The 15,018-nt window shown below is 42.9% G+C and carries 10 protein-coding genes, 7 tRNA genes and 3 rRNA genes; 14 read left to right on the top strand and 6 right to left on the bottom strand.

The window, feature by feature from the left end; genetic code table 11:
* The first annotated feature begins 106 nt into the window (after positions 1-106).
* From AA0X95_RS08780 to AA0X95_RS08790, 3 genes are read left to right on the top strand one after another with little or no spacing between them, the layout of a single operon-like run.
* Positions 107-316: a spore coat protein gene (locus AA0X95_RS08780; protein ID WP_308082783.1), complete on the top strand. Its 210-nt coding sequence runs from the start codon at positions 107-109 to the stop codon at positions 314-316.
* 14 nt (positions 317-330) lie between these two features.
* Positions 331-690, top strand: a complete 360-nt coding sequence (locus AA0X95_RS08785; protein ID WP_413307988.1) for a spore coat protein — start codon at positions 331-333, stop codon at positions 688-690.
* 18 nt (positions 691-708) lie between these two features.
* Entirely contained in the window at positions 709-1,848 is a 1,140-nt protein-coding gene (locus tag AA0X95_RS08790; protein ID WP_413307991.1) for a zinc-dependent alcohol dehydrogenase, read from the top strand.
* A 77-nt stretch (positions 1,849-1,925) separates the two neighbouring features.
* Here AA0X95_RS08790 and AA0X95_RS08795 read toward each other — a convergent pair whose 3' ends face one another.
* Entirely contained in the window at positions 1,926-2,810 is an 885-nt protein-coding gene (locus AA0X95_RS08795; RefSeq protein ID WP_413307993.1) for a selenium metabolism-associated LysR family transcriptional regulator, read from the bottom strand.
* 191 nt (positions 2,811-3,001) lie between these two features.
* Between AA0X95_RS08795 and AA0X95_RS08800 the strand changes: the two genes are divergently transcribed.
* Positions 3,002-3,367, top strand: a complete 366-nt coding sequence (locus AA0X95_RS08800) for an SCP2 sterol-binding domain-containing protein (RefSeq protein WP_413307996.1) — start codon at positions 3,002-3,004, stop codon at positions 3,365-3,367.
* A 37-nt stretch (positions 3,368-3,404) separates the two neighbouring features.
* On the opposite strand, the gene AA0X95_RS08805 is transcribed toward AA0X95_RS08800, so the two are convergent.
* Positions 3,405-3,980: an RBBP9/YdeN family alpha/beta hydrolase gene (locus tag AA0X95_RS08805; RefSeq protein ID WP_413307999.1), complete on the bottom strand. Its 576-nt coding sequence runs from the start codon at positions 3,978-3,980 to the stop codon at positions 3,405-3,407.
* A 199-nt stretch (positions 3,981-4,179) separates the two neighbouring features.
* Between AA0X95_RS08805 and AA0X95_RS08810 the strand changes: the two genes are divergently transcribed.
* Positions 4,180-5,523 carry a DEAD/DEAH box helicase gene (locus tag AA0X95_RS08810; RefSeq protein ID WP_413308002.1) on the top strand — a complete coding sequence of 448 codons (1,344 nt, stop codon included), beginning with the start codon at positions 4,180-4,182 and terminating at the stop codon, positions 5,521-5,523.
* A gap of 210 nt (positions 5,524-5,733) precedes the next feature.
* On the opposite strand, the gene AA0X95_RS08815 is transcribed toward AA0X95_RS08810, so the two are convergent.
* The 4 genes from AA0X95_RS08815 to AA0X95_RS08830 all read right to left on the bottom strand — a co-directional run bounded on the left by AA0X95_RS08815 (position 5,734) and on the right by AA0X95_RS08830 (position 8,780).
* Positions 5,734-7,272: a cation acetate symporter gene (locus tag AA0X95_RS08815; RefSeq protein WP_413308004.1), complete on the bottom strand. Its 1,539-nt coding sequence runs from the start codon at positions 7,270-7,272 to the stop codon at positions 5,734-5,736.
* Positions 7,272-7,598 carry a DUF485 domain-containing protein gene (locus tag AA0X95_RS08820; RefSeq protein WP_413308006.1) on the bottom strand — a complete coding sequence of 109 codons (327 nt, stop codon included), beginning with the start codon at positions 7,596-7,598 and terminating at the stop codon, positions 7,272-7,274. Before AA0X95_RS08820 ends, AA0X95_RS08815 begins: the two co-directional genes overlap by 1 nt.
* Before the next feature lie 334 nt (positions 7,599-7,932).
* A tRNA-Ala gene (locus AA0X95_RS08825) sits at positions 7,933-8,005 on the bottom strand.
* 88 nt (positions 8,006-8,093) lie between these two features.
* Positions 8,094-8,780 carry an MgtC/SapB family protein gene (locus tag AA0X95_RS08830; RefSeq protein WP_413309914.1) on the bottom strand — a complete coding sequence of 229 codons (687 nt, stop codon included), beginning with the start codon at positions 8,778-8,780 and terminating at the stop codon, positions 8,094-8,096.
* 608 nt (positions 8,781-9,388) lie between these two features.
* On the opposite strand from AA0X95_RS08830, the gene AA0X95_RS08835 reads away from it, so the two are divergent.
* From AA0X95_RS08835 to AA0X95_RS08875, 9 genes are all read left to right on the top strand, one after another.
* Positions 9,389-10,926, top strand: a 16S ribosomal RNA gene (locus AA0X95_RS08835).
* Positions 10,927-11,132: 206 nt separating this feature from the next.
* A 23S ribosomal RNA gene (locus AA0X95_RS08840) occupies positions 11,133-14,068 on the top strand.
* A 129-nt stretch (positions 14,069-14,197) separates the two neighbouring features.
* Positions 14,198-14,314: ribosomal RNA gene (rrf, locus tag AA0X95_RS08845) — 5S ribosomal RNA — on the top strand.
* The 16S, 23S and 5S rRNA genes sit together here with 6 tRNA genes alongside, the layout of an rRNA operon.
* Before the next feature lie 8 nt (positions 14,315-14,322).
* Positions 14,323-14,398: transfer RNA gene (locus AA0X95_RS08850), tRNA-Val, on the top strand.
* Positions 14,399-14,570: 172 nt separating this feature from the next.
* Positions 14,571-14,646: transfer RNA gene (locus AA0X95_RS08855), tRNA-Thr, on the top strand.
* 8 nt (positions 14,647-14,654) lie between these two features.
* Positions 14,655-14,730: transfer RNA gene (locus AA0X95_RS08860), tRNA-Lys, on the top strand.
* Between the two features lie 14 nt (positions 14,731-14,744).
* Positions 14,745-14,829: transfer RNA gene (locus tag AA0X95_RS08865), tRNA-Leu, on the top strand.
* A gap of 13 nt (positions 14,830-14,842) precedes the next feature.
* Positions 14,843-14,917: transfer RNA gene (locus AA0X95_RS08870), tRNA-Gly, on the top strand.
* 5 nt (positions 14,918-14,922) lie between these two features.
* Positions 14,923-15,011, top strand: a tRNA-Leu gene (locus AA0X95_RS08875).
* The last annotated feature ends 7 nt before the right edge of the window (positions 15,012-15,018 follow it).

The following is a 15,018-nucleotide window of genomic DNA, read 5'->3' on the forward strand; positions in this document are numbered from 1 at the left end:
TATTCATTTATCTTTAGGAAAAATATTAATAGGTAATTCGATAATCTTGCATAAATGGAAAAAGCAATGGGGGAAAATACCTCTGTTACAAATTGGAGGTGAAGGTATGGAAAAGGAAACCTTAGCTTTACATGAGACGTTAGAAACCCATGAAATCATCAACTTTAAAACCGTATGTTTGCTTAGATCGAAATTAATGCAAGGAATATGTTTCAACAATGAGTTAAAACAGCTGATGGAAAAAGATGTACAACAATCCATTCAAGATATTAACGAACTTCTGCCCTTTTATAAACAGAGTCAAATACTACATTAATTGGAGGTGGAATCATGGAAGATTATTTAGACCCGAGGAATGCTGAGGGAATGCCAAATCTAGCAGATTCAGCTTTTGCACTTGATTTTTTATTATCTGTAAAAAATGGAATCCGAAATTATGGTTTTGCGATTACAGAAACAGCAAATCCACAGCTGAGAAGTATTTTGGTTAAACAAATGGAAGCCGCAATCGATTTACATGGTGAAATATCCGATCTGATGATGAAAAATAAATGGCTTCATCCATATGATTTTAAAGAACAGTTTCCAATCGATATAAAAGCTGCTGAAACAGCTGTCCAAATTGCCCAATTAAATCTTTATCCGATTGATACGGATCGAGGCGGAATGTTTGCAACGCCAAATAAATAAAAGGAGGGATATTGTTATATGAAAGCCGTTACGTACCAAGGAATTAAAAATGTTGAAGTTACAGAGGTAGAAGATCCCTCTATTAAAAAACCAGATGATATCATTATCAAAGTTACTACCTCCGCCATTTGTGGGTCTGACCTACATCTATTACATGGAATGATTCCAAATATGCCGACAGACTATGTCATTGGGCATGAACCAATGGGAGTGGTGGAAGAGGTAGGACCAGAAGTAACCAAAGTAAAAAAAGGGGATCGCGTGATTATTCCGTTTAATGTAGCATGCGGTCATTGCTGGTTTTGTGAGCATGATTTGACAAGTCAGTGTGATAACTCAAATGAAAATGGGGAAATGGGCGCGTATTTTGGATACTCGGATACAACGGGTGGAATTCCTGGCGGTCAAGCAGAATATCTACGTGTTCCATATGGTAATTTTACTCCGTTTAAAATCCCGGAAGACTGTGAAGTGGATGACGAAAAATTGGTGACTTTAGCGGATGCCTGTTCTACTGCATACTGGAGTGTTGACCATGCAGGGGTTAAACCTGGAGATACAGTTATTGTACTAGGATGTGGCCCTGTTGGTTTACTAGCACAGAAGTTTGCCTGGTATAAAGGAGCTAAAAGGGTTATCGCAGTGGATTACATCGATTATCGTTTAGAGCATGCTAAGAAAACCAATAAGGTTGAAACGGTGAATTTTGAACAACATGATAATACTGGAGAATACTTACATGAGATTACAAATGGCGGTGCAGATATCGTCATTGATTGCTCAGGCATGAGCGGAAAAATGTCTCCGATGGAATTTCTTGCTTCAGGCTTAAAGCTTCATGGCGGAGCAATGGGCGGAATCGTTATCGCTTCCCAAGCCGTCCGTAAAGGTGGTACCGTTCAAGTAACAGGTGTTTATGCCGGCCGTTATAATGGGTTCCCACTTGGTGATTTTATGAACCGTAATGTTGATATTAAAATGGGACAGGCTCCTGTAATTCCCTATATGCCGTTTTTATATGATTTAATTGCCAAAGGCGAAGTAGACCCAGGAGATGTAGTTACGCATGTTTTACCGCTAGCTCAAGCAAAACATGGTTACGAAGTATTCGATACGAGAACAGATGGCTGTATCAAAGTGGTGTTAAAACCACATTAAGCATGAAAAAGATGATTTCACAAATAGGGATGGATACCATCCTTTTTTTGTGAAATCATTTTTTTGCTGTATTGGCTCTAAACCAAATCCATTACGCCTTCTATAAATAAATTGGATAGAAGCGATTGTGTTTTATTGATGCTGTACACAAGGTAAAAATACCTTTCATCATCGAAACCAGATATTTCATGCATCTTCAACATATTTTTGTCGCAAAATTCTCTAGCAGCTATTACAGACATGACAGAGATACCCACGTTTTGTATCACAAATTGTAATAAACTCTGTCCATCCTCTATATACGAGACAATATTTAACTGATCTTTAGCTATCTTATTTTTTTTTAAAAACCTCTCAAAAATGGCATTCGTTCCAGAACTAGAACTTCGCATTACAAAAGGATAATGCAATAGATCCTGTATGATTACCGGTCCTGTTAAGTCCAATTCATTCGAAGTAACCAGGACTAGCTTTTCCTTTAATAACGGGATATAACAAAGTTTATCATCCTCGTATTTCTCCCCTAATATGCCGAAATCAACCGATCCGTTCAGAACCTTTTCAGCCACATTTTTTGAAGAAGATGCTTGTATATGAAAGTTGACTTCAGGATAGTTCATCCTAAACTGCTTCACCATTTTTGGAATCATGAATTGCCCCGGTACAGAACTAGCTGCAATTCGAATTATTCCACGAAGCTCGGTCACCCCCTGTTTCAAGTCAAGTAAAGCTTGGTCTTTTAATAATAACAATTTACGTGCCCATTGATACAAGCGTTCCCCATTAGGAGTAAGGATGCTTTCTCTGCCAACTCGATCAAAAAGTTTGATACCAAGCGTCTTTTCCAACGCCTGGATATGAGAGCTAACTGTCGATTGACTTAAGAAAATATCTTCAGCTGCTTTTGAGAAGCTTTTATGTTCAACTACCTTTGTAAACACATATAACTGGTGTAAATCCAAGAATTATCACCCCAGACTTTGCGATTAATAGTAATAGAAAAAATAGATCGTTTGAATAGTTTATTTTATCATGAATTAGAGGTTTGAATTTAAAAAGTTCAAAAAACGTCCATTGTTAAATTCGAATTCAAATTAGTATCATAGAATTATAAGAAATGTTTGATATTTTAAATATCTAGGAGGGGCAATAGATGGCAAAAGCGATTCAGGAATATACCTTGGCAGATTTAATGACAAGGATAGAAGAAATATTCAATGAAAATCCAGGACCTATTAAGGGCTTTAACGCCGTGGTTCAGTATGACGTTGACGACCAGGGACCATCAACCTACCAGCATTTTTTTCAAGATGGAAAATTAACAATTAAGCAAGGTGCAGAAGCAACTCCTGATGTAACGATGGCTCTGTCCTATGAAAATTTCAAGAAGTTCCTCCTAGGTAAACAAAGTGGCACCATGGCTTTACTCACTGGTAAAGTAAAAGCAAAAGGTGATCTAAGTACCGGATTTAAAATTGAAAGCATCCTTCGTAAATACAACATTAAAGAACCGTTATAATGCAGAAGACTGCTGAGGAAACCTCAGCAGTCTTTTATTAAACAAGTATGGATGCATTTTCAGCAGCTAGACATTGGTCCAAGATCCAAGACCACTTCCCATGACCTGACTTTGTATTAATATGGCCCATGTTTGGGAATGTAATAGAAGGAACCCCCATATTTATATACCTTTCTCTATGCTGTTGATTACAATACGGATCATTGGATGAATGAACAAAAATGGTTTCTTCTGCTGTTCTTGATAAATTTCTCATCTCTAAGGGTACTGGGTAAAAAGATGTCGCTTCCTTAAGGACGATTTTTGGGGAAGGAGGAGCAACTAGGATGACTCGTTTAGCTATTCGCTTATTATTTAGTGCAGCGTAATGCATCCAAAGTAAGCATCCCAAACTGTGCGTAACAACGATCAATTGCTGATTTTCAGGAATGGTCTGGATTGCTTCAGACAATTCTTTCAACCACATTTCTTTGTTGGGTGAATCAAATTCTGTAAAAGTTGGATAACAAACGTGATAATTTCTTTGTCTCAACTCCTGTGCAAGCCAGGTTTGCCAGTGATCTGGTCCGCTTCCCCCTAATCCATGAACAATTAAAAAGCTGTATTGGCTCAAATAATCCCTCTTCTCTTTGTTTACTTACTATTCCGATGAAATAAGTTGGTATTAACAGAATTATAAACTTTTCAGTTGAAAAAGGCAACGAAATCAAAGCAAATAATTATTAGCAGTTTCAAACAAAAAAAGTATATTTGCAATTCAAACGATAAACAATCAATATTAATAGGTAGTTATGAAGAAAGTAGGGGTATTTTTGGCAGATTTTTTATCATTGGGTATTTCCCCATCGTTAGTAGAACAACTTCGCGGCATAGGTATTGCAAAACCCACACCCATACAAGAACAAGCGATTCCTTTTGTAATGAAGGGCAGTGATATTATCGCTCAAGCACAAACAGGGACTGGAAAGACGTTTGCATTTATCCTGCCAATACTTGAAAAGATTAATATTGATGCAACACATATTCAAGCGCTGATCGTGACTCCTACAAGGGAGTTGGCCTTGCAAATCACAGAAGAAGTGGAAAAATTGCTTGCTGATAAGACGGATGTAAATGTATTAGCCGTATATGGTGGCCAGGACGTAGCAAAACAATTAAAAAAATTAAAGCGAAACCCACAAATTGTGGTAGGAACACCTGGTCGGCTATTGGATCATATTAGAAGAGAAACGATTAGATTATCAGAAATCTCCTATCTTGTTTTAGATGAAGCCGATCAAATGCTGCATATTGGATTTTTAGGAGAAGTAGAGGATATTATCAGGGAAACGCCTCAGACAAGGCAGACTATGTTGTTTTCGGCCACCATTCCTCCGGAAATACGCATATTAGCCAAAAAGCATATGCGAGAACCTGAATACATCCAAGTGGAAAAAACACAGGGACCTGCTGAAAGTGTGAAACAAATCGCTATTCATACAACCGATCGGGCAAAACAAGGCACACTTATTCAATTAGTTGAAACCTATCGGCCATTTTTAGCGGTCATTTTTTGCCGAACGAAACGAAGAGTCAGTAAGCTTTATGATGTCTTAAAAGCTCACGGTTTTTCATGTGATGAGTTGCACGGGGATTTGTCGCAGGCTAAAAGAGAACAAGTAATGAAACGATTTAGAGAGGCAGAGATTCAGCTTTTAATTGCAACGGATGTCGCAGCAAGGGGATTGGATGTAGAAGGAGTTACTCATGTATTCAACTATGATATTCCGCAGGATACTGAAAGCTACATCCATCGGATAGGACGAACAGGCAGAGCAGGAATGACGGGTTTGGCCATTACTTTTTACACCTCAGACGACCGTCCTGCTCTCGAATTAATTGAAAATGAGCTGCAGATTACGATTCCAAAACAAAACATAGGAAACACAGAAGAGAGTCAGAAGGATACTAGAAAACCCCGCCCAACTGGCCAAAAAGAAAGACGTGTAGTAAGAAAAGAAAATGCTCCAGAGCGCGGGAGACAGGATAGACCATTTAAGGGAAAAAAAACAAGCACACCTTCCAAAGGATTTAAATCCGGAAGAAATGGAACAAAAAGTGGTTCGCCTAGAAATAAAGGAACAAAAACGGGATCCACAAGAAATAAACAGTGGTAATGATACAATTTAAAGCAAAAGGGACTGAAGAAATTTTCAGTCCCTTTCTTTGCATTTAGGAAAATTTAAAATTCGACTTCGAGAACTGTCCAGCTCCAGCGCCTAGCCCCTCGGGTCAAATAACCTTCTGCAATAAAAGTCAAAGAGCGACTTTTCTTGCAGAAGAACATTTGCCTGTCGGGGCTGATCAAGGCGCTTCCGCTTTTCTTATTATATTCCTGCTTTGATACCTGTATTTGATTTTACTAATACTTCTTCATATTTCTTCACATCTGCCTTTTGGCTTGAGAATATGGTTCCAAGATAACCAGCAAGGAAGCCAAGCGGAATTGAAACAATTCCAGGTGTGGTATAAGGGAAGATAGGATTACCAACAAAAATAGCTTTTCCTACTTCAGGACTGAACACATTCGGACTAATAATTACCAGCCCAATTGCCGAAATCAGTCCAACCACCATTGCCCAAATTGCACCAGATGTATTAAATCGCTTCCAGTAAATAGTGTAGATAATGACTGGAAGGTTTGCACTGGCGGCAACGGCAAAGGCGAGTGAAACTAAGAAGGCCACATTAAGGGTTTGAGCGCCTAAAGCAAGAATAATAGAAATGACAGAAACAACAATAGCAGCCCAACGTGCCATGCTAACTTGCTGTTTCTCAGTTGCTTTACCCTTTTTCAGGATTTCATTGTAAAAATCATGGGCAAATGCAGAGGCCGCTGTTAGAACGAGCCCAGCCACAACTGCTAGGATGGTAGCAAATGCTACCGCAGAGATGAACGCAAACAACATATTGCCACCTAAGGCCTGGGCCAATAGTGGAGCAGCCATATTACCTGCAGGATTCGCGGCCACAATTTTACTTGTACCAACAAAGGCGGCTGCACCAAAGCCAAGGAAAATAGTCATAACATAAAAGATTCCAATAATCCATGTAGCATAAACAACGGAACTTCGAGCAGTCTTAGCATCCTTAACGGTGAAAAAGCGGACTAAAATATGAGGAAGTCCTGCTGTTCCGAGAACGAGGCCCAAGTTTAAGGAAATCGTATCAAGCCCAATTTTATACTTCACACCAGGATTTAGAAATGCTTCCTTTAAAGGTGTGGCGGTTTTCATCTGAGCAAACATATCTGTAATACTGAAGTTAAACTTAGCAAAAACAATAATAGAAATGACGAAGGTACCACCCATTAATAGAACAGCTTTAATAATTTGCACCCAGCTTGTTGCGTGCATGCCTCCAAAAATAACATACACCGTCATTAACACACCAACAATTAATACAGAAGTGGTGTATTCTAAGCCTAATAATAATTTAATGAGTGCACCCGCTCCGACTAACTGAGCAATCATATAAAAAATTGAAATTGTAACGGTGTTCATGGCAGCAAATCCACGTACTTTCTTCGCATCAAAACGGGAGGCAATCATATCCGCAAAGGTATATTTTCCAAGGTTTCGCATGGGCTCGGCTACGATATAGAGAACCACTAGATAAGCAACAAGGAAACCGATACTATAAAAGAATCCATCAAAACCGGTTAAGGCTACTGCACCAGCTATCCCTAGAAAGGATGCTGCAGACATATAATCACCTGCAATGGCGAGACCATTTTGCCAACCTGTCAATCCCCCACCTGCAGTATAAAACTCACTAGCATTCTTCGTCCGTTTCGAAGCGTAATAGGTAATGATTAAAGTGACAAAGACAATACAAAGAAACATCGTAAAAGCAGCTGTATTCATTAGCTTTTTCCTCCTTCTTCAACCACTTGAGCAGCTAACTCATCAAATCTTGCTGCCTTTTTCGAGTAGAGCATGCACAAAACCCATGTCATTACGAATTGTAAGAAAGCAAAAACCCATGCCCAAGTGATGCTGCCGATAAACTTGTGATTTAATACCGTGGTATAAGAAGTTAAAATGGGCAATGCAAAATAAAAACAGAAAAAGAAAATGGTAATGGGAATGATAAATTTTTTCTTTTCGGAGAGTAATGTCTGGAAAGATGATGATTGAACAATGGAACTGTAATCGCTTTCATTATTAGCCTTTATTTGTTTTGCCTCCAATGGAAGCTCCCCCTCTCATAATAAACCTTTGTGCTGAATCTGAGGTCAATAGAAAAGACAATGCTGATGGGTCAAATGGTGAAAAAATCCAAACTGGAAAAAAGGACATGAGGAAATAACATTTATTAGTTTTGAGAAGTAACCCCCTTTTTTTAATTGCAGACTTTTCTAAATTTTTAAAACATTATTATACGCTTTTTATTATAGTGAAAATGCAATTAACAAAGCAAGATGAATTTGTAAAAATAGGAAATTTTTATCATTTTTAAGAAAGGTTGAAAAAAGTAGATTTACAAAATAAAAAAACCCTTGCTTCGCAAAGGTTTTTGGAATATGGAGACTATCGGGATCGAACCGACGACCTCTTGCATGCCATGCAAGCGCTCTCCCAGCTGAGCTAAGCCCCCTAATATGTTGGTACAAAGAAAATTATATCCGCATTACAAATAACTTGCAAGAGGAAATCTTGTAATTTTTTCAATATTACCAGGGTCATTAGCTAATACTTTCTATTTCTACTTTTTGAACTCCTTCTATATTAGAAACTGATGCATACACTTCGGTAGTCTTATTACGGTAATCTACTGCCACTAATATCTGCACTAAGTGATCTCCGTTATCTAAATCTTTAATTCGAAGTCGACGAATGATATATTTTTTCTCGAGAAGAAAGGTAATCGCTTTGTCAATTTGCGCTTGGTCTCTTATAAAGAGTTGAAGCATAATTTCTTTTTCACGTAATTGTTTCGGACCAAATAATTTCATTAGAAAAGGAACTAATTCAACACTTATTATAAGAAGAGCTACCCCTACAAATGCTTCTAAATAAAATCCGGCACCAACTGCAATGCCAATACCAGCTGCTCCCCAGATCATGGCAGCAGTCGTTAAACCTGAAATACTGTCATTCCCTCTTCTTAAAATTACGCCTGCCCCCAGAAAACCGATTCCAGAAACAATTTGTGCCGCCAAGCGAAGTGGGTCCATAGTAATCTTCACATCATCAGAATTAGGAAACATATAAGCAGATTGAATAGATACAATGGTCAGCAAACAGCTTACTACAGATATAACAAGACTGGTTTTCAGTCCTACAGGCTTTCTTTTTAATTCTCGTTCCAGACCGATAATCAGGCCAAAAACTGCGGAAATACCCAGTTTAATTAGAATATCTATCTCCATATTGTTCATACTCAATCACGTCCAATTTATTAGTTAGTAGAATGTAAGCAGTTACCTAATAGGAACATTCTTTGATTTTACACATAATGGAGTATATAAGGGAAGAACAAAAGCATACCTAAGGGGATATATGCGTTAAGTGATTTGAAATTATTTTTAAGGTGTTCCTATTATTTTATCCTTCCCTCGTTCAGGATATGACTTTATATATTTACCCTAAAATTTATATTAAAAAGAAATTAATTAACCAATAGTTTTTTTTAGAGCGCAGATAAAGTAAATGTTCCATAACTATAATAAATAATTATAAACCAAAAAACTTTTAAAATTATATTGCAATCATTTTTATAACATGTTATATTAAATCTCGTCCTCAGCGAGAGAGTTCAACAACAAAAGAAAGTGAAAAAAGTTGTTGACATTAAGTTGGGCGATATGATAAATTAAGGAAGTCGCTTTTGAAGGGTATTTGCTCTTAAATAAGAGAAAATCACTTTTGATAGCACGTATATTGTTCTTTGAAAACTAAACAAACAAAAACGTCAACAAACAAAAATATTTAGCTTCTTATGAAGCTAAGCCAACGTAACAAAATGAGCTAATCAACTTTCTTGGAGAGTTTGATCCTGGCTCAGGACGAACGCTGGCGGCGTGCCTAATACATGCAAGTCGAGCGAACCACTTCGGTGGTTAGCGGCGGACGGGTGAGTAACACGTGGGCAACCTGCCTGTAAGACTGGGATAACTTCGGGAAACCGGAGCTAATACCGGATAATCCTTTTCCTCTCATGAGGAAAAGCTGAAAGACGGTTTCGGCTGTCACTTACAGATGGGCCCGCGGCGCATTAGCTAGTTGGTGAGGTAACGGCTCACCAAGGCGACGATGCGTAGCCGACCTGAGAGGGTGATCGGCCACACTGGGACTGAGACACGGCCCAGACTCCTACGGGAGGCAGCAGTAGGGAATCTTCCACAATGGACGAAAGTCTGATGGAGCAACGCCGCGTGAGTGATGAAGGCCTTCGGGTCGTAAAGCTCTGTTGTTAGGGAAGAACAAGTACCGGAGTAACTGCCGGTACCTTGACGGTACCTAACCAGAAAGCCACGGCTAACTACGTGCCAGCAGCCGCGGTAATACGTAGGTGGCAAGCGTTGTCCGGAATTATTGGGCGTAAAGCGCGCGCAGGCGGTCCTTTAAGTCTGATGTGAAAGCCCACGGCTCAACCGTGGAGGGTCATTGGAAACTGGGGGACTTGAGTGCAGAAGAGGAAAGCGGAATTCCACGTGTAGCGGTGAAATGCGTAGAGATGTGGAGGAACACCAGTGGCGAAGGCGGCTTTCTGGTCTGTAACTGACGCTGAGGCGCGAAAGCGTGGGGAGCAAACAGGATTAGATACCCTGGTAGTCCACGCCGTAAACGATGAGTGCTAAGTGTTAGGGGGTTTCCGCCCCTTAGTGCTGCAGCTAACGCATTAAGCACTCCGCCTGGGGAGTACGGCCGCAAGGCTGAAACTCAAAGGAATTGACGGGGGCCCGCACAAGCGGTGGAGCATGTGGTTTAATTCGAAGCAACGCGAAGAACCTTACCAGGTCTTGACATCCTCTGACACTCCTAGAGATAGGACGTTCCCCTTCGGGGGACAGAGTGACAGGTGGTGCATGGTTGTCGTCAGCTCGTGTCGTGAGATGTTGGGTTAAGTCCCGCAACGAGCGCAACCCTTGATCTTAGTTGCCAGCATTCAGTTGGGCACTCTAAGGTGACTGCCGGTGACAAACCGGAGGAAGGTGGGGATGACGTCAAATCATCATGCCCCTTATGACCTGGGCTACACACGTGCTACAATGGATGGTACAAAGGGCTGCAAGACCGCGAGGTTTAGCCAATCCCATAAAACCATTCTCAGTTCGGATTGTAGGCTGCAACTCGCCTACATGAAGCCGGAATCGCTAGTAATCGCGGATCAGCATGCCGCGGTGAATACGTTCCCGGGCCTTGTACACACCGCCCGTCACACCACGAGAGTTTGTAACACCCGAAGTCGGTGGGGTAACCGTAAGGAGCCAGCCGCCTAAGGTGGGACAGATGATTGGGGTGAAGTCGTAACAAGGTAGCCGTATCGGAAGGTGCGGCTGGATCACCTCCTTTCTAAGGATATAAGCTGGACATATGAGCCAGACAAAACATGTTTGTTTGATTGTTTCTTGTTTGTTTAGTTTTGAGAGTGCAATCTCTCAAAGCTTTTTTTAATCGTTCTTTGAAAACTAGATAATCGTAATGAAGAAGTCAAGTAAAACATCGAGTAATCGCCATTTTAGTTTTCTCTCTATTAATTTAGAGAAACAAACCTTTTAGGTTAAGTTAGAAAGGGCGCACGGTGAATGCCTTGGCACTAGGAGCCGATGAAGGACGGGACTAACACCGATATGCTTCGGGGAGCTGTAAGTAAGCTTTGATCCGGAGATTTCCGAATGGGGGAACCCACTGTTCGTAATGGAACAGTATCTTTACCTGAATACATAGGGTATTGAAGGCATACCCGGGGAACTGAAACATCTAAGTACCCGGAGGAAGAGAAAGCAAACGCGATTCCCTGAGTAGCGGCGAGCGAAACGGGACATAGCCCAAACCAAGAGGCTTGCCTCTTGGGGTTGTAGGACACTCAACATGGAGTTACAAAGGAACGGGGTAGATGAAGCGGCCTGGAAAGGCCCGTCAGAGAAGGTAAAAACCCTGTAGTCGAAACTTCGTTCCCTCCTGAGTGGATCCTGAGTACGGCCGGACACGTGAAATCCGGTCGGAAGCAGGGAGGACCATCTCCCAAGGCTAAATACTCCCTAGTGACCGATAGTGAACCAGTACCGTGAGGGAAAGGTGAAAAGCACCCCGGAAGGGGAGTGAAATAGTTCCTGAAACCGTGTGCCTACAAGTAGTTAGAGCCCGTTAATGGGTGATAGCGTGCCTTTTGTAGAATGAACCGGCGAGTTACGATCCCATGCAAGGTTAAGTTGAAGAGACGGAGCCGCAGCGAAAGCGAGTCTGAATAGGGCGAATGAGTATGTGGTCGTAGACCCGAAACCAGGTGATCTACCCATGTCCAGGGTGAAGTCCAGGTAACACTGGATGGAGGCCCGAACCCACGCACGTTGAAAAGTGCGGGGATGAGGTGTGGGTAGCGGAGAAATTCCAATCGAACTTGGAGATAGCTGGTTCTCTCCGAAATAGCTTTAGGGCTAGCCTCACGTAGTTAGAGTCTTGGAGGTAGAGCACTGTTTGGACTAGGGGCCCTCATCGGGTTACCGAATTCAGACAAACTCCGAATGCCAAAGACTTATCCGTGGGAGTCAGACTGCGAGTGATAAGATCCGTAGTCAAAAGGGAAACAGCCCAGACCACCAGCTAAGGTCCCAAAGTTTACGTTAAGTGGAAAAGGATGTGGAGTTGCTTAGACAACCAGGATGTTGGCTTAGAAGCAGCCACCATTTAAAGAGTGCGTAATAGCTCACTGGTCGAGTGACTCTGCGCCGAAAATGTACCGGGGCTAAACGTAACACCGAAGCTGTGGATTGACATCTTAGATGTCAGTGGTAGGAGAGCGTTCTAAGGGCGTTGAAGCTAGACCGTAAGGACTGGTGGAGCGCTTAGAAGTGAGAATGCCGGTATGAGTAGCGAAAGATGAGTGAGAATCTCATCCACCGTATGCCTAAGGTTTCCTGAGGAAGGCTCGTCCGCTCAGGGTTAGTCGGGACCTAAGCCGAGGCCGAAAGGCGTAGGCGATGGACAACAGGTTGATATTCCTGTACCACCTCTTTATCGTTTGAGTGATGGGGGGACGCAGGAGGATAGGGTAAGCGCGCTGTTGGATATGCGCGTCTAAGCAGTTAGGCTGGAAAGTAGGAAAATCCGCTTTCCGTAAAGGCTGAGCTGTGATAGCGAGGGAAATTTAGTACCGAAGTTCCTGATTCCACACTGCCAAGAAAAGCCTCTAGCGAGATAAAAGGTGCCCGTACCGCAAACCGACACAGGTAGGCGAGGAGAGAATCCTAAGGTGAGCGAGAGAACTCTCGTTAAGGAACTCGGCAAAATGACCCCGTAACTTCGGGAGAAGGGGTGCTTTTTGAGGTGAATAGCCTCGAAGAGCCGCAGTGAATAGGCCCAGGCGACTGTTTAGCAAAAACACAGGTCTCTGCGAAGCCGCAAGGCGAAGTATAGGGGCTGACGCCTGCCCGGTGCTGGAAGGTTAAGAGGAGGGGTTAGCGCAAGCGAAGCTCTGAATCGAAGCCCCAGTAAACGGCGGCCGTAACTATAACGGTCCTAAGGTAGCGAAATTCCTTGTCGGGTAAGTTCCGACCCGCACGAAAGGCGTAACGATCTGGGCACTGTCTCAACGAGAGACTCGGTGAAATTATAGTACCTGTGAAGATGCAGGTTACCCGCGACAGGACGGAAAGACCCCGTGGAGCTTTACTGTAGCCTGATATTGAATTTTGGTACAGCTTGTACAGGATAGGTAGGAGCCGTAGAAACCGGAGCGCTAGCTTCGGTGGAGGCGTCGGTGGGATACTACCCTGGCTGTATTGAAATTCTAACCCGCACCCCTTATCGGGGTGGGAGACAGTGTCAGGTGGGCAGTTTGACTGGGGCGGTCGCCTCCTAAAGAGTAACGGAGGCGCCCAAAGGTTCCCTCAGAATGGTTGGAAATCATTCGTAGAGTGTAAAGGCACAAGGGAGCTTGACTGCGAGACCTACAAGTCGAGCAGGGACGAAAGTCGGGCTTAGTGATCCGGTGGTTCCGCATGGAAGGGCCATCGCTCAACGGATAAAAGCTACCCCGGGGATAACAGGCTTATCTCCCCCAAGAGTCCACATCGACGGGGAGGTTTGGCACCTCGATGTCGGCTCATCGCATCCTGGGGCTGTAGTCGGTCCCAAGGGTTGGGCTGTTCGCCCATTAAAGCGGTACGCGAGCTGGGTTCAGAACGTCGTGAGACAGTTCGGTCCCTATCCGTCGTGGGCGCAGGAAATTTGAGAGGAGCTGTCCTTAGTACGAGAGGACCGGGATGGACGCACCGCTGGTGTACCAGTTGTCTTGCCAAAGGCATCGCTGGGTAGCTATGTGCGGACGGGATAAGTGCTGAAAGCATCTAAGCATGAAGCCCCCCTCAAGATGAGATTTCCCATAGCGTCAAGCTAGTAAGAACCCTGAAAGATGATCAGGTTGATAGGTCAGAGGTGGAAGCGTGGTAACATGTGGAGCTGACTGATACTAATCGTTCGAGGACTTAACCAAGTTTTAAGCGAACTCGTTTTTTACAAACACTTCTTCTACATTATCTAGTTTTGAGGGAATGAAAAAATTGAAATTTCCTCTTGCAAAATATGAAAAAGACATTATAATAAAATAGTGTCGAATAAATGGTCTGGTAATTATGGCGAGAAGGTCACACCCGTTCCCATACCGAACACGGAAGTTAAGCTTCTCAGCGCCGATGGTAGTTGGGACGAAAGTCCCTGTGAGAGTAGGACATTGCCAGGCTGTAATATGGAGGATTAGCTCAGCTGGGAGAGCATCTGCCTTACAAGCAGAGGGTCGGCGGTTCGATCCCGTCATCCTCCACCATATATTTTCCTTACTAAATGCCGGTGTAGCTCAATTGGTAGAGCACGACCGAATATGCTTCCTGAATAATCTTCAGCATACTGACCGAGTTGCTACTTGAATAAGCTTTCTGAGGTCAGGATGACGTTTACAAGGACAGCGTGTAAAATCTAATATTTTTTCCAAACTATTTGCCGGTGTAGCTCAATTGGTAGAGCAACTGACTTGTAATCAGTAGGTTGGGGGTTCAAGTCCTCTCGCCGGCACCATTTGGTACGAGCCATTAGCTCAGTTGGTAGAGCATCTGACTTTTAATCAGAGGGTCGAAGGTTCGAGTCCTTCATGGCTCACCATTTCAAATGAATATGCGGGTGTGGCGGAATTGGCAGACGCACCAGACTTAGGATCTGGCGCCGCAAGGCGTGGGGGTTCGACTCCCTTCACCCGCACCATTTAATTTTATATGCGGAAGTAGTTCAGTGGTAGAACACCACCTTGCCAAGGTGGGGGTCGCGGGTTCGAATCCCGTCTTCCGCTCCAGATGTGCCGGGGTGGCGGAACTGGCAGACGCACAGGACTTAAAATCCTGCGGTAGGTGACTACCGTACCGGTTCGATTCCGGTCCTCGGCACCACTTTTAA

The organism is Neobacillus phoenicis, from assembly GCF_047302305.1.
Lineage (GTDB): Bacteria > Bacillota > Bacilli > Bacillales > Cytobacillaceae > Neobacillus.

Coding starts and splice junctions, on each gene's coding strand:
- AA0X95_RS08780 (WP_308082783.1), top strand. CDS start 107: ATGGAAAAGGAAACCTTAGCTTTACATGAGACGTTAGAAACCCATGAA.
- AA0X95_RS08785 (WP_413307988.1), top strand. CDS start 331: ATGGAAGATTATTTAGACCCGAGGAATGCTGAGGGAATGCCAAATCTA.
- AA0X95_RS08815 (WP_413308004.1), bottom strand. CDS start 7,272: ATGAATACAGCTGCTTTTACGATGTTTCTTTGTATTGTCTTTGTCACT.
- AA0X95_RS08800 (WP_413307996.1), top strand. CDS start 3,002: ATGGCAAAAGCGATTCAGGAATATACCTTGGCAGATTTAATGACAAGG.
- AA0X95_RS08790 (WP_413307991.1), top strand. CDS start 709: ATGAAAGCCGTTACGTACCAAGGAATTAAAAATGTTGAAGTTACAGAG.
- AA0X95_RS08830 (WP_413309914.1), bottom strand. CDS start 8,780: ATGGAGATAGATATTCTAATTAAACTGGGTATTTCCGCAGTTTTTGGC.